Origin of the sequence: Sphingomonas faeni (assembly GCF_040407495.1) — a bacterium.
In the GTDB taxonomy this organism is placed as follows: Bacteria; Pseudomonadota; Alphaproteobacteria; order Sphingomonadales; family Sphingomonadaceae; genus Sphingomonas; species Sphingomonas faeni_D.
The window spans coordinates 1-19,766 of record NZ_JAPZPP010000007.1 but is presented as its reverse complement, the minus strand read 5'-3'; the positions used below and the strand labels follow the sequence as shown (position 1 = coordinate 19,766).

The window sequence follows — 19,766 nt, the reverse complement described above, 5'->3', positions numbered from 1 at the left end:
GAGAACAAGCTTCTGACGACGAACATTTGGTCAAATCGCTCAATGCCGATTGGCCCCAGGGAGAGAGCAGTGAAGCGTTTCACCACGGCGTCCGTCCTAGCATTAGCCGTTGCGAGCATCGCTCCGGCACAAGCACAGGATGCGACCGGCCTCCTCTTCCACGTCTCCGCCGACAAGAGCCTCACCGCGGACTACGCCGCTGGCGATCCCGTCCCCAATTTCCGCAGCGGCGTCGACATCACCCCCAAGGGCGCGATCGGTGGCGCCGCGCGCTGGGCCGACGACGGCTATGTCGCGTGGAAAGCCCCCGGCAACATCCGCGCGGATCACGGTACACTCGCCTTCTTCTGGCGCGCCCGCACCCCTGTCGGCGAAGCGCCGTTCGTGATCTTCCGAACCGGGTTCGCCGACCATTCGAGCTGGGACATGGCGTTCCTCCGGATCGACTGGAACGGGCACGGCTTCGACGCTTTCGTCACCGACGCTAACCTCTCACGCATCCGCGTCTCCTGGACGATTCCGCAAGCTCCCGCCGCGGAAGCCTGGTCGCACATCGCCTTCGCCTGGGACGAAACCGTCGGCGTGCGACTCTACGTCGACGGCAAGCTGGTCGCGAGCAAAGACCAGAAGGCCGACCTCGACAGCGGCCTCGACCAGTTCGGCCTAGCCGGCCGCGTCATATCCCCCCACCAGGTCCAGAGCCGCTACAATTTCATGCGCGGCTCCGACCTCGACGAGATCCGCGTCTACGACCGCATCCTCGCCGCCTCCAATGTCGCAGCGCTCGCCGACAAGCACGAACCGTCCCCCGCCCCCGCGAGCGACTCCGGCGCAAAGCGCACCGCGTGGCTACACCGCTACGGCTGGGACAAGACCGCCCCACCCGTGCTCGACGCCCCCGTCACCCGCGTCCGGAAGGTCGAATTCGCGGACGCGAAGGACCTCAAGGAATGGATGTGGAAGGGCGTCGACGGCATTGCCGAGACGACCTGGCCCGGCATCTACAACCGCTCGCGCCTGCCCGGCCGCGACGATTATTTCGAGCTGCCCGACTGGAACACCTATGTCGAAGGCGGCAAGCGCTACGACCTGACCATCCCGCAGGGCGAACGCGTCAACCGCGTCGAGATCCGCGGCGCGGCGTACGGCCGGCTCGACTGGAACGACGGCGGCAAGACCACCCAGATCGCCACCCGCGCCCAAGGCACTGTCCGCAGCGTAAACCAGTTCGCCCCCCGCACCGGCGGCAAGCTGAGCTTCACCAACACGATGCAGGAGCAGCCGATCCAGGAGCTCTGGGCCTATGACATCGGCGCAGGCACAGAACCCGCCGGCAGCTTCAAGCTCTCCTACACCGTAGACGCAACCGCCTCTCCCAACCTCGCAGCCCTCGCCCCCCTCAACGCCTACATCGCCGGCCGCTTCGCCCATGACGAACGCAGCACCGTCGTCGCGATGCCCTCGGCCGGACTCAAAGCTGCGGTCGGCGCAGGCACCGGCGGCGCATCCGGCGCGCCCGTCCGCCGCAATGACGCCGCCCCGATCGTCCACATCCTGATCCCGGCAAGCTTCGGCGACGCGCTCCCCGATCGCCCGCTCGCCCGCGCGTTCGATTACGGCTGGCAGAACCTCAACGACGGACTCGACGGCATCGCCCTCGACATCCCCGCGCTGAACGCCAAGCCCGACGCCGCCGGTCTGATCGCGCTGAACGTCCGCGTGAAGGACCCGATCTGGCCCGGCCGCGACATGATCGACCTCTCCGTCTCGGTCCGTCCGAACGAAGCGCGCACGCTGTGGCTGGACCTGCGCGACCGCATTCTCCCGAACGACAGCCTCTACCTGACGATTGCGAGCGCCGCGCCGGACTTCGATGCCACCGCGATCAACGGCGCCAAGATTCGTCTCGTGTTCAAACCTCGTGCGGAAAGCCTGCCCGAACACATCGCCGACCGCATGGCGCAGGTGAAGGACAATTGGGGCTTCCTCGTCGAGGAGCATACCGCGTCGAAACGCGCCGGCCTCTACCAGCGCCTGTTCGCCGATATCTCCGACCTGCTCCGCGTCGACCCCGACAATGCGCGCGCGCGCGCCTATTGGGCCGACATCAATTATCGCCCTGAGAACCTGCCACCTTTCGTCCAGCCGGTCGCGCCCGCCGGCGTCCCGCTATGGGCCTTCCGCCAGCTCGAAGACCTCAAACGCGTCCGCCAGTTCGTCACCTGGTGGATCGACGAGCGGCAAGTCCCCTACGGCGATTTCGGCGGTGGCATTTCCGACGACACCGACCTGACCCAGCAATGGCCTGGCTTGGCGCTGATGGGAGTCGAGCCCGACAAGATCAACACCTCGCTCCGCGCGCTGTCGGATGCGGTCTACAAGAACGGCATGATCGTGAACGGCCTCGGCTATATCACCGCCGACGAACTCCACGCGTATGAGGAGGGCCTGAACAGCAACGCCGAACGCCTGTACCTTAACTGGGGCGAACCCAAGGCGGTCGAGCGCCTGATGGACAATACGCGGGCCCTCCAGACCGTGATCCTGAAGAACCCCGCCGGCCATATGCACTTCGCCAGCAACTGGTATGGCGGGCGGAAGATGTACCGCGAGGGCGCATGGGAATGGCAGAAACCTTATGCCTTCACCGTCATGCACGGCCCGATGCTCGTCGGCCTCTACAACGCCAATCCGCTCGCGCGCGGGCTCGTCACCGGCGTGATCGACGGCTGGATGGCGCACGGCAAACAAGCGCCTGACGGCAGCTGGAGCTATCCCAACGAGATCAACTGGCGCACCGACGCCGAGCGGACCGGCGACGGCGGCGGCATCACCACCTCGCTGCAGGCGACCTGGGCCGCATGGCGCTACACCGGCGACGCGAAATACCTCCGCCCGATCGAAGCACGGCTCGCGAAAGCCGGCCCCGGCGCGCTGGCCGAATTCAACGAGAACGCGTTCGACGCACTCCCCGGTGGCGCGGCGGCCCGCACCAAACTTGCCACCGCCAAGTCCGAAGACCCGTTCGCCCGCTACACTGCCTGGGCCGCGACCGGCGACACCGCCCCCTTGGAAGCACTCCACGCCGACGCGATCGCCGACAAGTCGCAACACATGGACATGTACACCGAAGGTCATTGGTGGAGCGACCGCGTCGACCAGCCAAGCGAGATCCTGCAACGGGAGCGCCTCGGTGGGATCGCGCTGCGCCGCAACCAGAGCTGGCCTGGCAATACCGTAAGCTGGCGCTTCGCCGAGCCGAGCGCGGCGACACGCGTCGCGCTCCTGCTGCCCGACGCGACGCCGACCAGGTTCCGGGTGATCGCCTACAACACCACCGATCACGCCCAGCGTGCGACGATGTCGACCTGGACCGTCACCGCTGGCCGCTGGTCGATGCAGGCGTCTGGCAGCACCGACGGCGGCAAGACGCTCGCACCGATCGGCGGCGCGACGACCATAACGCTCGAACGCAGTGCGACGACGGACGTGACGTTCGCACCGGGGACGACCGTATTCGACTTCGCCTTGGTCGAGGCGGGCACCCCGGTGGACCAGCGCGCAGACCTCGGCATCGGCGCGGACGACGTCGTCGTGAAGGGTCGGAGCGTAGCCGTCACCGTCCACAGTCTCGGCGCGAAGGGCGCGAGAGGCGGCCACGCGGATCTGGTCGACGCGGCGGGCAAAGTGTTCGCCTCCGCGAGCATTCCCCCGCTCGCCGCCCCACTCGATCTCCAACCCCGGACCGCAATCGTGAACCTGGCGGTCCCGTCCCACGTCGATCCCGAGAGGCTGGCCGTCCACGTCGCGCTTACCGAAGACGAGCCCGAAATCACGCAGGCAAACAACCGCGTGGCATTGCGCAAATGACGCGCACCCCATGACGCTTCCCCGATGTCCCGACGCCTGCTCTGTCGATAACGTGACCGCCCCTACCCCGTTCGTGCTGAGCGAAGTCGAAGCACACCTACCTTGCATCGCACCCTTCGACGTCGCTCAGGGCGAACGGGAGTATATGGGATGATGCCGAACCGCAGAAAGATACTCGCTGGACTGGCGTCATCAGTGTTTTTCACTGCTAATACGCACGCCCAGACTACCCCGTCTTTAAGCCAGGCCCTAGATGCAGCCGCGGCGACCGATCCAGACGAAGCACTCCTCCTGCTTGCCCCCTTCGACCCGCACGCCTTGCAACCGAGTGACCGCCTCGATCTGATCACCGCTCGCGCCGGTCTCGCGATCGATGCCGCCATCGCAAGGTCGGCGTTCGGCCGCACCGGACGCAGCCCCTATCGTGTCACCCCGACGACCGGCGCATGGAAGGCGGCACGCCCCGATCGCGCCAGGATCGACGCCGACACCACCGCGATCCTCGCCGATGCCGAAACCGGCATCGTCCTCCCCCGCCTGTCTCTCGATCGCACGGTCGACGCTCTGCGGACGGCGCTCCCAAATCCCGCGATCGATCGACAGATCGCCGCGCTCGAAAGTCTCCGCGACACCGCGCCCTCCGCTCCCGGAGTCGGACGCTTCAAGGGCGGCGCGGACTGGTACGCTCTCCTACTGCAACGCTCGCTCGGCACCATGACGCCGGCCTATGCCGAACGCCGGCTTCTCGTAGAACTGAACCGCCTCCACGCCCGCGCCGCGCACCTGTTCGACCGGATCGGCGCACCCAACGGGACGGTCGCAGCACGCTATGCCAAACTCTGGCAGGACGAGCGCTTTCTCTATCCCGACACCGCTGCTGGCCGCGCCGAAGCAATTGGCGACATGAACCGTATTCTCGCCACCGCGCGAGCCAAAATCCCGACGGCGTTCGGCGCGCTCCCTCCCTGGTGCCTGAACGCCAGCGCCCGCGCGTTATCCGCAAAGGAGATCGCCGCCGGCCGCGGCGGCTATCGAGAGGTCCCGACTCCAACCCGGGCCGGCGCCTATGTCGTCGACCTCAAGGACATCCGCCGCCGTCCACGCTGGACGCTCCCGAGCGTCGTCGCACACGAACTGCTCCCCGGCCACATGATCCAGTTGGGTCTGGAGGGTGCCAGCCCGCCCCACCCGCTCCGCATCGAATACGCGTCGGCCTTCGTCGAAGGCTGGGGCATCTACGCCGAGCAACTTGCCGAAAAAGCCGGCGCCTATACCGACCCCCACGATGCGCTCGGCCATATCCACTGGCTTCTGTTCCGCGTCACCCGTGCGCTCGTCGATCTAGGTATCCACCTCCACGGCTGGTCGATCGGTCAGGCCCGTGACCGCTTTACCGAATGGCAAGGTCAACCCGCCTATTTTGCGCCGTTCGACATTGAACTGGCCCGGATCCCCCTCGAACCGGGCATTCGCGTTGCAGAGGCATTGGCTTGGCTGGCAATCGTCGACCAAAGCCGAAGTAGATCACCTACCGCCTATCATAGAAGCCTATTGCTTCCCGGACGAAGCCGAATCTTATCTACTTGATAATTATGTCGATAATCATGAATTCAAATGATCTGGTTGAAGAGATTACCCTTTCTACCGAGATACCCCCCGTAACCTAAACCGTCTCTACTCTTGAATATGAACGTACGTCCACCGCTCCGCTTGCGGCGTTCGAAAGCGGCCATTCCGCTTTCACCAGGATCGGCCAATTGCGCCCCTGCCCCATCAAATGAACGAACGGCTGCTTACGCCGATCGCAGACTGATAACGGCCTGGCCGCTTTCCACCAGTTTGACTGTAAATGCGGACAGTCCGCATGCACCTTATTACGCCGTATACTGTGAAGCAGTGCGTTCCTGCCGCTTCAGGATCCGCTGCCAGAACGTGGTGCGGTCCTCCATTGGAGAAGCTTCTTCGCCTGTGGGTAGCGGGTGTCTTTGCCGAATAACCTCAACCAACCGGCCGCTAATGCCCCTGCCTCCGCCACGGCGTTTATGATAGAAGGCCACATGCTCAAGACAAGAATGAAGCGGGTCGCCGATCGCGGCAATCACGCGGTGCGTCGCCTTGCCGAAATCGAAGCCTCGATCGCGAACCTTTCCAACGAGGATCTGCTCGATTTGGCTGACATCTTTAAAGCCGAACCCCGCCCGCCAATCGGGGATATGGCGTTCGCGGAAATGGCGCGGCGGAATATCAGTCTCTGAGCGCCCGTCGGGAACGGAGTGGCAAAATCACGTGCCCCCACCGAGGCACATCGGTTACGCAAAGGATCTCCCGCAACTTTAACGATCATTATAAGGCGACGACGCAGCGATGGTAGCGATTGGCACCCGGATCGATGAGATAGGCACGCTGATCCGCGATGGCGGGGCCTTCTATCTTCGCCGCGATGTCGGCGGGCGCTACGAGCTGGAACTGCATCGCACCCCCGTAGATCTGGTAGAAAAACGCGTCCGGCTTATCGGCACATTGGTTGGCCCAGATCTGGTGAACGCTGACGGCGTTGCGCCAGCTTAGCCGGTCGGGAATGCCTTCGCCTGAGTCGTCAGTCACTGGCCGCAATTCTGATTCAACCTGACTCATTGCCGTTGCGCACAAACCACGAACGGCCATCATCCTAGCCATGGAACAGCGGATCATTCACGCCTGCGGTCATGAGCAGGGTCATTATCTTACCGGGTTTGACAGCCAGCAGGAACGCAAGGTCAAATGGCTGAAGACGACGAGCTGTCGAGACTGCTTCGTTGCGGAAAAGCGAGCAGAGGAAGCCGCTGCAGCAGCGTTGAGCAACGCTGCTATCTCCCATCTTGATCTTCCACCGCTGACCGGCACCGACCGGCAAGTCAGTTGGGCGTCTACGATCAGGACCAAGCGGCTCGCAGTCCTAATCAACTCCAATAGCGGCGTCGATTGTTACGCTTGCCTTCAGGTCACTGACGCCAAATGGTGGATCGATCGCCGCGATCTGACGGACGTCGATCTGATGGCGGCAGCGGCGCAGGCATCGGAAGTCCAAAGCGCCACGGCGGTCACGGCGTCGATCACGGATATGCATCGGACGGCATGATCATCTCGCCGGCGCCAGCGCGACGACCAACCTTGCGACGGCGGTGTCATTGATAGCACGAACTCCAACGCGATATCACGGGCATGCCCACTTCTCGAGATTCTAGCCGGTGCGAACCGTACCTCTGACAGCCCGGTGCTCTTAGGGTATACCCTTTGCTTTGCTACTCTGGCCGGTCCGATTTGCGCCAAAAAGGAACATCAAAAATTTGGCTCGGATTGGCCCTTTGGTCCGCCTGGAGTCCTAACAAAGGAAGACCAAACGGCACCCTACCAAACGGCACTGCAGAAGCTCCATTGAGGGTTGAAGCTCTGTCTTATGTGCGCTCGCACGGCCGTGTCGGCGCGTTGCAGCTCACAGCTGGCGACTGTCCCACAAACGATCGCGTTTCGAGAATGTCCGCGAGCCGTAGTCGTCCTTGGATAAGCGTATCGATAAGCCGGTCTTCAGCGAGAGGTTGCCCATCGAGCATCAACATGGCGGGGCCATAAACGAGCGACCAGGCTCATAACGCGTTGTTTTCCGCTCGAACCAAACCAGTATCGTCCGCTGATGCCGAAAGCTTGGATTGCAGCATGGGTTTCGCCCCCGCTGCCAGGAGAGAGCCAGCGGTCGATACGACGGGTTATCCTTTGGTACTCGTCGTATCGACACGCCGGCTACTATCGGCACTATGGTGCAGGAAAGCGTCGGGTAATGAGGACGTGCGGCTGGCTGACGTCATAAGTAGGCTCAGGGTGGCGATTGCCCTGCTTACCTCACCAAGGTACCTCGTTTTGCTCGAAGTAGAAGCCGCCGGTCATATCTCTGGCGGTCCGGGTCGCTAGCCATACGATGCCCGCCGCAGCCTGCTCCACAGTACGGTATCCGCTATGGCCGTTGAAATCGGTCGCAGTGTAGCCGGGATCCGCTGCGTTCACCGTGATCCCGCTGCCGGCCAGTTCTTTGGCAAACGCCACTGTCACCGCATTGAGCGCGGTTTTCGAGCTATTATACCCGAGGATGTTGACGCCGTGGAACTGGTTGCTCGGGTCCGACAGCCAGCCCAGCGAACCGAGCCCGCTACTAACCATGATCACACTGGCATCGATCGTTGCCTTTAGAAGTGGAAGGAAGGCCTGCGTCACACGGATCGGCGCAAAGACGTTCGTCTCGTAGATGGCCTTGATGTCATGGAGCGGCTGCTCGCTCGGGAGGATTGGCTGAAGCCCGGATATACCGGCATTGTTGATCAGGATGTCGAGCTTGCCGTCCTCACGTTCGACGCGGGCAACTGCACATCGCACACTTTCGTCACTGGTCACGTCAAGCGTCAGTGCTCGGACGGCAATCCCCTCGGCGGCAAGACTTGCAGCGGCTGCCTGCCCTCGATCCGCGTCCCGGCTGCCAAGCCAGATACGAAAGCCTTGGCCGCCCAATTGTCGCGCCGTTTCGTAGCCGATGCTTTTGTTGGCACCCGTGATAAGAACAGTTTTGTCGGTCATGCTATGCTCCTGAGTAGTGGCCAGCGACGTCCCGTCACCTGCGCCCCACCACTCACGGGCACAATCGGATGTTCGGCGGTGTTTGATAATCCTCTCAATCTCGAATACCCTGATCGGTATGGCGAACAATGCAGAAGTGGCAAGCCTCGATAGCCTGAGAGTATTTCTTGCGGTCGTTGAGGCACGCGGCTTCCGGGCAGCATCGAAGCAATTAGGTATTTCCCCCTCAACGGTGAGCGAGAAGATTGCCGAGATCGAGTTACAGCTTGGCGTTCCTCTTCTTACCCGGACGACGCGCAGCGTCATGCCAACCGAAGCAGGCACCGCGCTGGCTTCGCGGCTCACTCCACTTTTTGCCGAGACCCGGGCAGCGCTTCAGGACGCTGCTAATTCGCAGGCGGAGGTGCGCGGCCTCCTGAAACTTAATGTAACCGGCGCGGTCATGGTAGATATTCTCCCGCCCCTGATTGACCGATTTCTGTCATCACACCCACACGTCCGGGTCGAGATCGAAGTGGAAGATCGGCTCGTGGATATCGTAGAGGCCGGCTGCGACGCCGGGATCCGTTACGGAGAGCATCTGGCCAAAGATATGATTGCCGTGCCGATCGGGCCGTCCGTTCAGGGTTTGGCCTATGCCGCCTCTCCCTCCTATCTGGCACGACATGCGGCACCAGTCGGCCCGCGCGACCTTCTGGTCCAGGACGCGATCCGGCTTCGCTTTTCGACCGGCGCGCTCGTCGCATGGGAGTTCGAGCGCGGACGAGAATCGATGACGATTGATCCACCGGGTCGGCTAATCATCGGCGTCGACGCCGCACCGGCGGCAATCGCAGCCGCGTGTGCTGGTCACGGTATCATTGGAACCTTCAAGAATTGGCTTGATCCATTCATCGACAACGGCGCGCTCCATCCCGTTCTTCCTGAGTGGTGGCCTTCGTTCGAAGGTCCAAGACTGTATTTCTCCCGGCGCTTCGTGCCGGCGCCACTTCGCGCGTTGCTCGATTTTGTTGCAGAGGAACGACAGTCGCCCGTTCGAGGATGACGGAGAGTACGTCTAAATGCAGCAAACGCATGGCCCTCTGTAGGGCATCGCCGCTAGCCGTTCCCGAGCTTGGTCCTGTTGGGAAAGCCTCGGCCTTCCCAACTGGCGCGTCCGCTTGTCATAATCGAGCGGAGGGGTAGGCTCCGCTTTTAGGTTTGTCTCAAGCGGAGCGTTCGATCACACTGCGTAACAGGCTTTCGAGATCGCGCTCGCCATCGCGAGTCTGCGCACCCGCCTTTAGCTGGCCTGCCATAAGCTGACCGACCGACGGCTGGAAGACAAGGCTCATCCACCCCTCGCTTTCGCGTGCAAAACCATTTGCTTCGATCTCAGGTGGCACTGCTCGCTTCGCTGCAGCAATGACGCCATCCGGGAGCGCTGCAATGTTATCCGCCAAGCGTGCGACAAAGCCGTCTAGCTCATCAGCAGGTAACGCACGATTGATCCAGCCGTAACGTTCAGCCGTTTTCGCATCGAACATGTCCGCGCCAAGAATGACCTCCAGTGCCCTGCCACGTGTCATTCGCTGACTAAGATATTGCGTAGCACCCCCTCCAGGTATGATGCCCATCAGAGCCTCGCATTGCGCAAGGCCGCCAATATCTTCCGCGGCAAACGCCATGTCCGCCGCTGCAACGATCTCCGCACCGCCACCGCGAGCAAAACCAGCCAGCTTGACGATCGTTACCTGCGGCTGCCCACGTACCGCCTCTGCGAACGCCTGAAACGGGTTCAGACCAGTAGGAACATCGCGCTGCAGCTCCGCCAAATCGTCCGGCCGCTCCCCCAACGTCATGTCGACATGAGCAACAAAGAATTCGCGATCGGCGCTTTCGAATACGATCACGCGTGTCTCTGGATCGTCGCGTACAGAGGCAAGAAAGCTTCGTAGCTCTCGCATCAGGGTTACATCGAGAACGTTGATCGGAGGATTGTTGATGGAGACGGTAACGACCCGCTTTCGTCGGGAGATCTGCAGGGTCTTGTAGCTAAGTTCGGTCATAGGATCCCTTATCGGCATGCTTCAGGCAATTTGCCCATAGCTTCACCTTAAGGTATCCACTCCATACCTAGCATCAATTACGCACTTAGAGTATCCCTAGTATGGTCAACGATACTGCGCTTCCCGACCCCTATTTTGTCTTTCGCTCGGATTGCCCTAGCAGAGCTATCCTTGATCAGATTGCCGACAAGTGGTCGATCATGGTTGTGGCGGTCCTGCTTCGCGAGCCGCATCGCTTTAATGCGATCAAGCGACGGCTCGAAGGCGTGACACAACGCGTACTGACGCACACCCTGCGGAAGCTCGAACGCAACGGTATGATAACCCGAACAGTGATCGACGGTCGCGTTTTAGGGGTCGAATACGCGTTAACCCCGCTTGGCCGCTCCTTGCATGAGCCGCTTGGGGCGTTGCTGACGTGGACTACACAGCGCATGTCTGAAATCCAACAGCATCAACAGAGTTTTGACGCCCGCTTTTCGATGTAGTTATATACTCATACGAGTTGGTGTGAAGCTGATAACAAAACTATCGACCCAATGGCCCCGTATCAACAACAGACCGGTAAACGCGTGGCAGCGGGCAAAGCGGAGGCGTACGTATTGTACCTTGGCTTTCGCAATCGGGCTTACCATTGGTTCTGCTGTACATAATTTATGAAGGCTCTCAGCGGACCCGGTACATGATCTCGCCCATGGTAATAGAGGCGCGGTCCGCTGAAGCTCTGCCACCATGGTTCAAGCACAGCTTCCAGCGTGCCATTTTCGAAAGCTGGCCGTAGCCAATCTTCGAAAAGATGCACAATTCCGCATTCATCAATCGCTGCCAAGACGGCTAGGTCCATGGCGTTCACATCGATTGCCAGAGGCCCGGCAGGCTCAATCTCGACGATTCGATTGTCCCGCTCGAAAGTCCAAGGGGCGACGGCCCCGCTGCCGTACCTTGCCGGGAGGCAGGCATGGTCGAATAGGTCGTGGGGATGCTGGGGCCGTCCATGCCTTTCCAGATAGGCAGGCGATGCCGCAGTTGCGAAACGTTGCTTCGCAGGGCCAATGGGTAGCGCGACCATGTTCTTGGTCAGCCGCTCGTCATAGCGAATGCCGGCATCACAGCCTGCTGCCAGAATATCTACAAACCCGTGTTCAACAACGATCTCCACTAAGATGTCCGGAAACGCGCGTGTGAACCCTGGCAGGATGCGGGGTAGCACCAGCCGAGCCGCATTCACTGGTACGTTGAGACGCAGCGTCCCACGCGGCATCCCTCGGAAATCGTTGGCACGGTCGAGTGCGGCTTCCACATCAGCCATCGCGACTTGCAACCGCTCCAGCACATGGCTGCCAGCCTCCGTAGTTGTAACGGTCCGTGTTGTTCGGTTGAGTAGACGGATTCCCAGTCTGTCCTCCAATCGCCTTACGGCGCCGCTGAGGCTCGAAGCGCTGATGCCTGTTGCCTTTGCGGCTTCGCGAAAGCCACCAGCGGTCGCGACAGACACAAAGGCCCGAGCCGCAGAAAGATCAGCTACCATTGTTCATAAATCCGCACGCAGTGTAAGTTGATTACCGCATTATCATATACAGCCCACCGCATTATGTCTCCTGCCAGAGGAGACTGGGCATGTCAGAAATCAGGCGTTTTGCGATCGTCACGGGGAGCAGCCGCGGGATCGGTCGGGACACGGTACTACGTCTGGCAGAACGCGGCGTTTCGTCGATCATAACCTACCGCAGCCGGCGCGACGAAGCAGACAACGTCGTCGCAGCTATACAACAGGCCGGTGCCAACGCCGTTGCTCTGCAACTCGACGTCGGCCAGGCAACCGGTTTTGACCGCTTTGTCGAAGACGTTCGCCATGCGCTAACCGCACTCGGGGCGGAACGGTTCGACTATTTGGTAAACAACGCTGGCATTTCTTCGTCGGCAAATCTAGTAGATGGGACAGAAGCCGAACTAGACGAGCAATTTGCGGTTCATTTCAAGGGGCCGTTCCTACTTACCCAGAAGCTACTGCCCTTGATGAACGACGGGGGAAGGATAGTGAACATCTCATCCGGACTTGCCCGCTTCGCCTATTCGGGTCGTGCAATCTACGGCCCGATGAAAGCTGCCGTGGAAGCATTAACCCGCTATATGGCGCTAGAATTAGGACCGCGCGGCATCGCCGTCAACGTGGTCGCGCCTGGCGCGATCGCGACGGATTTCAGTGGTGGGGTGGTGCGCGATAATCCGGAAGTGAACAAGGCGTTGGCCTTGCATACGGCGCTCGGCCGTGTCGGGGGCCCGGCGGATGTCGGTCCGGTGATCGTAGGCCTGCTCTCTCACGAGTTCGGCTGGGTCAACGCGCAGCGGGTCGAGGTCGCCGGCGGTGTCCAGATCTGATCGATGCGGTTCCCCTCCAACGGAGTTAAGTCGACATGTTATCTGAGGAAAACTCGCTCGCCGGCTTAGTTCCTGACCCCAGAATTGATTGGCCCGAAGGACACGGGCCCGCCTTGGCGCGTGTCTTTGCCCAAAACAAAATTGATATCGCTGCCGCTCCTGAAACCGTTTGGTCACTGCTACTAGACTGCAAGCGCTGGCCAGATTGGTATTTTCATTGTTCGGACGTGTCCGTTATTAGTGGAGGGCCGCTACTACAATATGATACTAGGTTTCGCTTTAAGACGTTAGGCTTCTTCTTTAATCCGAAGATCGATGTCTTCGAACCATTCCGTATGTTGGTGTGGTCAGCCAAGGGGCCGGCGGGCACTAAGGGGGCACACGCATGGTACATTGAGCCGACGCCAAACGGTTGCCATGTGGTTACAGAGGAAGCACAGCAAGGATTGCTACTGTCAATCATCGGCCGACGCACTCGTAAAAGGCTACTAAAAGCACACGGCGAGTGGTTGCGCGCGCTCAAGGACTTAGCCGAAGACAGTTAATTACGGAATGTTTTATCCCGGCGAGGTATACCAGACGACGCGGCAGACACGGTATTCTAATATTTTCTCTAAGAGCCTAATTACCTGATTCTGTATTCACTGACGGCCATGTAGAAAGAACATGATCGATTAACGCGTTCAAAGACATTTTTGACGTGCCCGCTTTTGCCTGAACTGCCATCCCATGATTCACTGTCATGATGTAACTCGCGAGCATGGCACAATTCGCCGATCCAAGAAGGTCACCATGATCGCGGGCAACCTCCAATCGCACGCGGAGAGCCGATTCCGCCATCTTGCGACGCGCTATCAACTCTTGCTGAATGGCTGCGCCGTCGCCTGAACAGGCCAATGCGCCATTGATACCAAGACATCCACGGCTCTCACCATTCAGTGTCATGATCGCGACTGCCCCCTCCAGGATCGTACGAACGACCTCCCGGCTCGTCGGTGCCTCCAGCGCCTCGGACATAAAACGCATATAGCGATCTTCGTATCGATCGAGCGCCTTGCGAAACAAGGCCTCCTTGTTGCCAAAAGCCGAATAGAGTCCTGGGCGCGCTACGCGGGTTGCGCGCGTCAGGTCCTCGAAGGAGGTACCCTCAAAACCCTTGTCCCAGAACACCTCAAGCGCTGCGTCCAGGACGGTTTCTTCGTTAAATTCTCTGTGGCGTCCCATTTGCCTGCCTCGTAAAAATTCAATACCGATCGTTATAAAGACCTTGACGTCCTTTGTCTACATTCGATACCAAGCGATATAGTAACGACCGGTATCGAATCTTTCGGCTGAGAGCTTCAGCCGTGTCGGTCCGGTTTCACCGCACGAAGGACCCATCATGGCTAACGACCTCGACCAACAACGTATCGCAATTACCATGGACTATTTTCGCAAGCTCGACGCCGGAGATCCCAGCATGATGGACCTCCTGACCGACGATATTCAGATGTATTTTCCCAAGTTCGGCGTCGGATACGGAAAGGAAGCCGTGGGCCGTGCCGCCCAGGGTATGATGAGCACACTCCAGAAAATCGAGCATGACTTCGAGCGTATGAATGTTCTCGTCTCGGGCGACCATGTTATCGTGGAAGGTTTCGAGGGCGGCGTGAGTTCCGACGGTTCGCCGTGGCCAGTCGAGGGCCGGTCCGAGGGACGTTATTGCAACGTCTTCCAGTTCGACGGCCTCAAGATCAAACGACTCCACATTTACGTCGATCCCGACTTCGACAGCACGCATGAGGAGCGCTTCCTGTGGGACGCTGTGGGTATGACCCGTCCCGGCGACCTCTAAGCAATTCCATCAATCCAAGAGCGCAACGGCCCGTTAGAGCGGAACGCTCCGCGGGTCGTAAGCTTCCAAGTTCGCCTTCCCCGCAAGGGGCGCGCTGAGGACAGAACATGCAGATCGACTTATTCCCCGGCTTTTCCGAGCAGTTTTTCCATGTGAACGGCAATCGGCTGTTCGCACGCGTGGGTGGTCCGGACGACGCCCCCCCCTTGCTGCTCATCCACGGTTTTCCCCAATCACACTTGGAATGGCATCCGGTCGCGCTGGACCTGGCCACAACGCATCGCGTGGTGGTGATCGACCTAAAGGGTTATGGCCGATCTGCGGCTCCTGCAGGTGATGCCGCTCATCTCGTTTATTCCAAGGCGACGTGGGCTGCAGAGGCGGCGGAGATCATGAGGCAACTTGGGCATCAGCGGTTCACCGTCGTCGGACATGATCGAGGTGCGCAGGTCGCTTATAAGCTGGCATTGGATTTCCCTGAGCGCATCGAGCGACTAGGCATCATGGACAATCTGCCGGTCTTCGTGGTGTGGGAGATGATAAAAGCGGTCCCGGGTTCCCTCGATCACTGGACATGGATGGCCGAGCCTTATCCGACGCCTGAGCAGCGCATGACAGCTGAATACATCGAGGAAATGTGCCGGCCCTACAGCGGGAGCGGCACGCTGGATTGCTTCCACCCTGCCGCTTTAGAGCAGTTCAGGCTCGATTGGAGCGATCAAGCGCACGTGCATGCCTATTGCGAAGACTTTCGCGCCGGGGCTGGTCCGGACTTAGAAACCGACCTCGCGGATATGGCAGCAGGAAAAAGGATCACCTGTCCGACTCTTATTCTGTGGAGCCGACTCGTTTTCGGCGCGAGCCCAAAAACGCCACTGGACATCTGGCGCGAGACTTTTGCTCCCGAAGCCTTCGGCAACGGCGTCGACCATGGTCACTTTATCGTAGAGGAAAACCCTACCGCGGCGCTCGAAGGGATCAGACAGCTTCTGTCCGTGGATGATCGCTTCCGGGAACAGCCGCTTTCAATGGCGGCACAATGACCGGCTCGCCCCCCCATTCGCCGCAGTCCCTCGTCGGTCAGGTGGCACTTGTTACTGGCGCTGCCCGCGGTCTCGGTTGGGAGATCGCACATCAGCTCGCAATGTTGGGTGCCGAAGTGATCGTTGGCGCGCGAGACAAAGAGAAAGCCGATGAAGCCGCCGGCCGGATCGACGGCAGAGGTGGTGTCGCCGTCGGACTGAAGCTCGATGTCGTGAACGAGGCCGATCGTCGTGATGCGGCTTCTTTCTTGGATGCCGCCTATGGTCGGCTCGACATCCTGGTCAACAACGCGGCGGTCTACCTTGATAGCCCGGATGCAGCGACCCCGGCCTTCAAGCTCGCCAGCGAGACGCCCGAGCATCTGTTGCGTACGACATTCGATGCAAACTTCTTTGCACCGATCCAACTCACACAGCAGGTGCTGCCATTGATGCGCCGCTCCGAGGCTGGCCGGATTGTGAACCTGTCGTCCGTCCGTGGCTCCTTGACCCTCCAGGCGGATCCCACCTCGCCGGTCTATCCGAACAAGGCCCTCGCCTACGACGCTTCGAAAACGGCGCTCAACGCCTTCTCGCTTCAGCTTGCCGACGAACTCCGAGACACCCCGATCAAGGTGAATGCCATCCATCCAGGCTGGGTGCGGACTCAGATGAGCAGCGAACACGCGGACCTGTCGCTTGAGGACGGTGCAAAGACCGCCGTAATGTACGCGACGCTTCCGCGAGACGGCCCAACCGGAGGTTTCTTCTACCTGGATCAGAAGCTGCCTTGGTGATCCGGAAGTAGCAGGCAAGTGACGATGAGATGCTCATTCAGCGGCGGATCCGCTGCGGGATCGGCTGTCAAGATCACTGGCCAATCGCCGCACAACCAAACCCTTTCGGCTGGATAACGTATAATGAGCTCTATCATAAACCTGTTTGAGCCTGGGGCCATCGGGCCAATGGCCCTGTCCAATCGCATTGTCATGGCACCAATGACGCGTTCGCGAGCGAATGAAGATGCGGTGCCCAGCGGTATGATGGTCACCTATTACGAACAGCGCGCCAGCGCCGGGCTCATAATCTCGGAGGGGACGATCGTCAGTGGCGAGGCTACGGGCTATATCAAAGTTCCTGGGCTGTTCACGCCTGAGCAGGTGGCCTCGTGGCGACCGATAACGGACGCCGTGCATGCCAAAGGTGGCCATATCATCACCCAGCTCTGGCACGTCGGTCGGGTGTCACACCCCGATCTGCTTGACGGCGCTCTGCCGCTGGCTCCTTCCGCGATCAATCCGGAATTCGAGGCTTATACGCGAAACGGCCGGGTGCCCACGGTAACCCCGCGCGCCATGACGCCGGAGGATATAAATCGCACGATCGAGGATTTCCGGAAGGCAGCAGTCAATGCCATGGCGGCCGGCTTCGACGGGGTCGAGCTCCATGCCGCCAACACCTACCTGTTCCACCAGTTCTTGGTGCCGAGTGCCAATCAACGAACGGACGAGTACGGCAGTACGATCGAGAACCGGGCACGCTTCCTACTGAAGGTTGTAGATACTGTGGCGGAGGCGATCGGTATCGACAGAGTCGGCGTCAGGATGAACCCGTGCGTGGACGGGCCAGTCGGGATAATCCTTGATCCGGAAGCCGAGGCGACCTACGAATACTTGATAAGAGAATTGAGTACGAGGAAGGTTGCTTTCCTTCATCTTACCGCATTGATGTTCGTTCCCGGCCTGGATTCAGAAGATCGCACGCTGGAAATGGCACGGCGCTTTCGACCGCTTTTTTCAGGCCCTTTGATTATCAATGGCGCAATGACACGCGACGCTGCCGAGTACGCGTTGCGCGAAGGGATCGCTGATTACGTCGCATTCGGTAAGGACTTTATCGCTAATCCGGATCTAGTCTATCGGCTAAAGAAAAATGTGCCTCTAACCGAACCAGACCCGAACACCTTCTACGAAGGGGGCACGTCTGGATATATTGATTATAAGACCGTCGATGACGCGGCAACCAACTGAGTTGCGGAAGCAATTCCCTTAATAAAGCCCATACTGAGGATATACGTCCCGTATATGGATCGTATTTTGGAGTCAATAGCTGGTGTCGCCTACGGGACCCCGCCCCACCGCCCGCTTTCCGCCAAGGAACGACAGCAAGAAGGCATTCGCGTTCTCGAAATCGATCGGAAAACGGGAAAGTCGAAGCGATCTACGCCGAAAGAAGGCGTCGAAGCACCCGCCTGAAACGGGCGACAGGCTCGCCGGATCGTTCTACTTTCATGCGGAGCAGGGTCCCGTGCCACGCCGCAAGCACCACTGCGGCGACATCATCGACGCCATCGGTCTCTACAATGTCGTTTAGCACCGCGGCAAACGCGGCGGTCTGCTGCTCCAACACCTTAGCGAGCGCACCGCGTAGCGGCTCGGTGTGGATCGACGCCTCGGTCGCTAGGTCGGGGATCAGGCAGCCGACGCCCCAGTCGCGTTCGTTAAGCGCGCTCTCGATAGCGTCAAAATATGCTTCGAGGCGCCGCGCTGGCGGGCGCGACGTATCGCCCAATGTCACCCTCATGATTGTGTCTAGGCGGGCGACATAATGATCCAGCACGACGAGCGCGAAGCGCTCCTTGGACCGGAAGTGGTTGGTGAAAGAGCCGAGCGGCACGTCCGCGGCAGCGGCGACCTGCCGCACCCCCGTCGCGGAATAGCCACGCTCGTGGAAGAGACGCGCGCCGGTTTCGACCAGAAGGTCACGTTGCGAGGAGACTGAGGGAGACGACATGCCGGAGACTTAACGCAATACGATCGTATTGACCATCGCTGTCGATCGTGGAATGCTTTGCCGATCATGACCAATCTCACTCACCACCACATTGATGCCCGTGGCATCCGGCTCCACGTCGTCGAGCAGGGCAGCGGTCCGGCCGTCGTCTTCTGTCACGGCTTCCCGACGACATGGGTGAGTTGGGCTCATGCTATGCAGACGACGGCCGATGCGGGTTTCCGTGCCATCGCGTTCGACATGCGCGGCTACGGTGAGAGCGACGCTCCGGGAGACGCGAACCTCTACACACCCTTCCAGACGGTAGGCGACGTGATCGCCATTCTCGACCACTTCGAAATCGCCCAAACGATCCTAGTCGGGCATGATTTCGGGGCTAACATCGCGTGGAACGCGGCGATGATGCGCCCGGACCGGATCGCGGCGGTGTTCGGCGTCAGTGTACCCTTTCTCCAGCCCGGTGGCCCGAGCTTCCTCGATCAGCTCCGGGCAGCAGGCGCAGACGGCTTCTACATGTTCGATCAGATGACTGCCGAGGCCGATGTGAAATGGGCTAATGCGACCCACAGCATTCCGGCCAGCCTCTACTGGTTGTCGGGCGAGGCTCCGGCGGAGTTGCGGTGGGACCCGTTTGACCCCGACCGGCACATGCTGCGGTTGGCGCCGAGTGCGCCCACGACCATCGACCCCGCCTATGTCCAAGAGATGGTGCGGGTGTTCGGCCGGACGGGATTCCATGCGCCGCTGAACTACTACCGGGCGATCGACGCCTTCTTCGCGGTCGCCAATCGTGCGTTTGCCGGCTGCGTGATCAAGCAACCGAGCTTCTTCCTGACAGGTGCCGCAGATGGCCTGAATGCGGTACGCAGCCCGACCGAGGAGTCGCTTCGGCCAACCCTGCCGGGGTTGCGCGGTTTCGTCGCGCTGGACGGCGTAGGGCACTGGCCGCAGCTAGAGGCTCCCGATGCGTTCGATGCGGCGCTAGTGTCGTTCCTCCGGTCGCTGGGTGAACGTCAGCGATTTAATGTTTGTGGCGTCTAAGCGCGGCATCATTCATGCCTAGCCGGCTCCCCGCCGGAACACGGTCTTTCCCTTAAACGAAGGGCCGGTGGGATAGCGGGCGTCGTTCAGTCGGCCCCGCCAGAGGTGGTTCTAGGAATCTGAACAGCGGGGATAAGTGGATTGCCGATCTAACAGCGGCCATGCTGGCCGCGAAGA

Annotated in this window: 19 protein-coding genes; 13 read left to right on the top strand and 6 right to left on the bottom strand. The window is 60.4% G+C overall.

Annotation, left to right across the window (positions count from 1 at the left end):
• Positions 1 to 69: 69 nt before the first annotated feature.
• The 3 genes from O6W96_RS18260 to O6W96_RS18250 all read left to right on the top strand — a co-directional run bounded on the left by O6W96_RS18260 (position 70) and on the right by O6W96_RS18250 (position 6,125).
• A complete protein-coding gene (locus O6W96_RS18260) occupies positions 70 to 3,870 on the top strand; it encodes a LamG-like jellyroll fold domain-containing protein (RefSeq protein ID WP_353470850.1) in 3,801 nt (1,266 codons plus the stop codon).
• Positions 3,871 to 4,188: 318 nt separating this feature from the next.
• The gene (locus O6W96_RS18255; RefSeq protein WP_353470849.1) at positions 4,189 to 5,457 is read left to right on the top strand and encodes a DUF885 family protein; all 1,269 of its coding nucleotides are present in this window, start codon (positions 4,189 to 4,191) and stop codon (positions 5,455 to 5,457) included.
• Between the two features lie 485 nt (positions 5,458 to 5,942).
• Positions 5,943 to 6,125, top strand: a complete 183-nt coding sequence (locus tag O6W96_RS18250; protein ID WP_353470848.1) for a hypothetical protein — start codon at positions 5,943 to 5,945, stop codon at positions 6,123 to 6,125.
• 88 nt (positions 6,126 to 6,213) lie between these two features.
• Here O6W96_RS18250 and O6W96_RS19700 read toward each other — a convergent pair whose 3' ends face one another.
• Positions 6,214 to 6,474 (bottom strand): hypothetical protein, encoded by a 261-nt coding sequence (locus O6W96_RS19700; protein ID WP_435372244.1) that lies wholly within the window; start codon positions 6,472 to 6,474, stop codon positions 6,214 to 6,216.
• A gap of 70 nt (positions 6,475 to 6,544) precedes the next feature.
• On the opposite strand from O6W96_RS19700, the gene O6W96_RS18240 reads away from it, so the two are divergent.
• On the top strand, positions 6,545 to 6,988 hold the full coding sequence (locus tag O6W96_RS18240) for a hypothetical protein (protein ID WP_107959433.1): 444 nt from the start codon (positions 6,545 to 6,547) through the stop codon (positions 6,986 to 6,988).
• Between the two features lie 758 nt (positions 6,989 to 7,746).
• On the opposite strand, the gene O6W96_RS18235 is transcribed toward O6W96_RS18240, so the two are convergent.
• Complete coding sequence (locus O6W96_RS18235) at positions 7,747 to 8,472, bottom strand: SDR family oxidoreductase (protein ID WP_353470846.1); 726 nt, start codon at positions 8,470 to 8,472, stop codon at positions 7,747 to 7,749.
• 118 nt (positions 8,473 to 8,590) lie between these two features.
• Here O6W96_RS18235 and O6W96_RS18230 point away from each other — a divergent pair, with 118 nt between their 5' ends.
• Positions 8,591 to 9,517, top strand: a complete 927-nt coding sequence (locus O6W96_RS18230) for a LysR family transcriptional regulator (protein ID WP_176787215.1) — start codon at positions 8,591 to 8,593, stop codon at positions 9,515 to 9,517.
• Positions 9,518 to 9,677: 160 nt separating this feature from the next.
• On the opposite strand, the gene O6W96_RS18225 is transcribed toward O6W96_RS18230, so the two are convergent.
• On the bottom strand, positions 9,678 to 10,520 hold the full coding sequence (locus tag O6W96_RS18225) for an enoyl-CoA hydratase/isomerase family protein (RefSeq protein ID WP_353470845.1): 843 nt from the start codon (positions 10,518 to 10,520) through the stop codon (positions 9,678 to 9,680).
• A 101-nt stretch (positions 10,521 to 10,621) separates the two neighbouring features.
• On the opposite strand from O6W96_RS18225, the gene O6W96_RS18220 reads away from it, so the two are divergent.
• On the top strand, positions 10,622 to 11,008 hold the full coding sequence (locus O6W96_RS18220) for a winged helix-turn-helix transcriptional regulator (protein ID WP_353470844.1): 387 nt from the start codon (positions 10,622 to 10,624) through the stop codon (positions 11,006 to 11,008).
• A 140-nt stretch (positions 11,009 to 11,148) separates the two neighbouring features.
• Here the strand turns inward: O6W96_RS18220 and O6W96_RS18215 are convergent, their stop codons facing one another.
• Positions 11,149 to 12,048: a LysR family transcriptional regulator gene (locus O6W96_RS18215; protein WP_353470843.1), complete on the bottom strand. Its 900-nt coding sequence runs from the start codon at positions 12,046 to 12,048 to the stop codon at positions 11,149 to 11,151.
• Positions 12,049 to 12,137: 89 nt separating this feature from the next.
• Between O6W96_RS18215 and O6W96_RS18210 the strand changes: the two genes are divergently transcribed.
• Both O6W96_RS18210 and O6W96_RS18205 read left to right on the top strand, forming a co-directional pair.
• Positions 12,138 to 12,899, top strand: coding sequence for an SDR family NAD(P)-dependent oxidoreductase (locus tag O6W96_RS18210; RefSeq protein ID WP_353470842.1), 762 nt, complete (start codon positions 12,138 to 12,140; stop codon positions 12,897 to 12,899).
• Between the two features lie 35 nt (positions 12,900 to 12,934).
• Complete coding sequence (locus tag O6W96_RS18205) at positions 12,935 to 13,444, top strand: SRPBCC domain-containing protein (RefSeq protein WP_353470841.1); 510 nt, start codon at positions 12,935 to 12,937, stop codon at positions 13,442 to 13,444.
• A 76-nt stretch (positions 13,445 to 13,520) separates the two neighbouring features.
• Here the strand turns inward: O6W96_RS18205 and O6W96_RS18200 are convergent, their stop codons facing one another.
• The gene (locus O6W96_RS18200; protein WP_353470840.1) at positions 13,521 to 14,123 is read right to left on the bottom strand and encodes a TetR/AcrR family transcriptional regulator; all 603 of its coding nucleotides are present in this window, start codon (positions 14,121 to 14,123) and stop codon (positions 13,521 to 13,523) included.
• Positions 14,124 to 14,280: 157 nt separating this feature from the next.
• On the opposite strand from O6W96_RS18200, the gene O6W96_RS18195 reads away from it, so the two are divergent.
• The 4 genes from O6W96_RS18195 to O6W96_RS18180 all read left to right on the top strand — a co-directional run bounded on the left by O6W96_RS18195 (position 14,281) and on the right by O6W96_RS18180 (position 17,785).
• Positions 14,281 to 14,733 carry a nuclear transport factor 2 family protein gene (locus O6W96_RS18195; protein WP_353470839.1) on the top strand — a complete coding sequence of 151 codons (453 nt, stop codon included), beginning with the start codon at positions 14,281 to 14,283 and terminating at the stop codon, positions 14,731 to 14,733.
• A gap of 107 nt (positions 14,734 to 14,840) precedes the next feature.
• Positions 14,841 to 15,776 carry an alpha/beta fold hydrolase gene (locus tag O6W96_RS18190; RefSeq protein ID WP_353470838.1) on the top strand — a complete coding sequence of 312 codons (936 nt, stop codon included), beginning with the start codon at positions 14,841 to 14,843 and terminating at the stop codon, positions 15,774 to 15,776.
• The gene (locus O6W96_RS18185; protein WP_353470837.1) at positions 15,773 to 16,552 is read left to right on the top strand and encodes an SDR family NAD(P)-dependent oxidoreductase; all 780 of its coding nucleotides are present in this window, start codon (positions 15,773 to 15,775) and stop codon (positions 16,550 to 16,552) included. Before O6W96_RS18190 ends, O6W96_RS18185 begins: the two co-directional genes overlap by 4 nt.
• 123 nt (positions 16,553 to 16,675) lie before the next feature.
• Complete coding sequence (locus tag O6W96_RS18180; protein ID WP_353470836.1) at positions 16,676 to 17,785, top strand: alkene reductase; 1,110 nt, start codon at positions 16,676 to 16,678, stop codon at positions 17,783 to 17,785.
• A 190-nt stretch (positions 17,786 to 17,975) separates the two neighbouring features.
• On the opposite strand, the gene O6W96_RS18175 is transcribed toward O6W96_RS18180, so the two are convergent.
• On the bottom strand, positions 17,976 to 18,548 hold the full coding sequence (locus O6W96_RS18175) for a TetR/AcrR family transcriptional regulator (protein ID WP_353470835.1): 573 nt from the start codon (positions 18,546 to 18,548) through the stop codon (positions 17,976 to 17,978).
• 66 nt (positions 18,549 to 18,614) lie between these two features.
• Here O6W96_RS18175 and O6W96_RS18170 point away from each other — a divergent pair, with 66 nt between their 5' ends.
• Positions 18,615 to 19,589 carry an alpha/beta fold hydrolase gene (locus tag O6W96_RS18170; protein ID WP_353470834.1) on the top strand — a complete coding sequence of 325 codons (975 nt, stop codon included), beginning with the start codon at positions 18,615 to 18,617 and terminating at the stop codon, positions 19,587 to 19,589.
• The last annotated feature ends 177 nt before the right edge of the window (positions 19,590 to 19,766 follow it).

Excerpts from the sequence above, each read along its gene's own strand:
- O6W96_RS18250 (WP_353470848.1), top strand. The coding sequence starts at position 5,943 with ATGAAGCGGGTCGCCGATCGCGGCAATCACGCGGTGCGTCGCCTTGCC.
- O6W96_RS18240 (WP_107959433.1), top strand. The coding sequence starts at position 6,545 with ATGGAACAGCGGATCATTCACGCCTGCGGTCATGAGCAGGGTCATTAT.
- O6W96_RS18235 (WP_353470846.1), bottom strand. The coding sequence starts at position 8,472 with ATGACCGACAAAACTGTTCTTATCACGGGTGCCAACAAAAGCATCGGC.
- O6W96_RS18230 (WP_176787215.1), top strand. The coding sequence starts at position 8,591 with ATGGCGAACAATGCAGAAGTGGCAAGCCTCGATAGCCTGAGAGTATTT.
- O6W96_RS18225 (WP_353470845.1), bottom strand. The coding sequence starts at position 10,520 with ATGACCGAACTTAGCTACAAGACCCTGCAGATCTCCCGACGAAAGCGG.
- O6W96_RS18220 (WP_353470844.1), top strand. The coding sequence starts at position 10,622 with ATGGTCAACGATACTGCGCTTCCCGACCCCTATTTTGTCTTTCGCTCG.
- O6W96_RS18215 (WP_353470843.1), bottom strand. The coding sequence starts at position 12,048 with ATGGTAGCTGATCTTTCTGCGGCTCGGGCCTTTGTGTCTGTCGCGACC.
- O6W96_RS18210 (WP_353470842.1), top strand. The coding sequence starts at position 12,138 with ATGTCAGAAATCAGGCGTTTTGCGATCGTCACGGGGAGCAGCCGCGGG.
- O6W96_RS18205 (WP_353470841.1), top strand. The coding sequence starts at position 12,935 with ATGTTATCTGAGGAAAACTCGCTCGCCGGCTTAGTTCCTGACCCCAGA.
- O6W96_RS18200 (WP_353470840.1), bottom strand. The coding sequence starts at position 14,123 with ATGGGACGCCACAGAGAATTTAACGAAGAAACCGTCCTGGACGCAGCG.
- O6W96_RS18195 (WP_353470839.1), top strand. The coding sequence starts at position 14,281 with ATGGCTAACGACCTCGACCAACAACGTATCGCAATTACCATGGACTAT.
- O6W96_RS18190 (WP_353470838.1), top strand. The coding sequence starts at position 14,841 with ATGCAGATCGACTTATTCCCCGGCTTTTCCGAGCAGTTTTTCCATGTG.
- O6W96_RS18185 (WP_353470837.1), top strand. The coding sequence starts at position 15,773 with ATGACCGGCTCGCCCCCCCATTCGCCGCAGTCCCTCGTCGGTCAGGTG.
- O6W96_RS18180 (WP_353470836.1), top strand. The coding sequence starts at position 16,676 with ATGAGCTCTATCATAAACCTGTTTGAGCCTGGGGCCATCGGGCCAATG.
- O6W96_RS18175 (WP_353470835.1), bottom strand. The coding sequence starts at position 18,548 with ATGTCGTCTCCCTCAGTCTCCTCGCAACGTGACCTTCTGGTCGAAACC.
- O6W96_RS18170 (WP_353470834.1), top strand. The coding sequence starts at position 18,615 with ATGACCAATCTCACTCACCACCACATTGATGCCCGTGGCATCCGGCTC.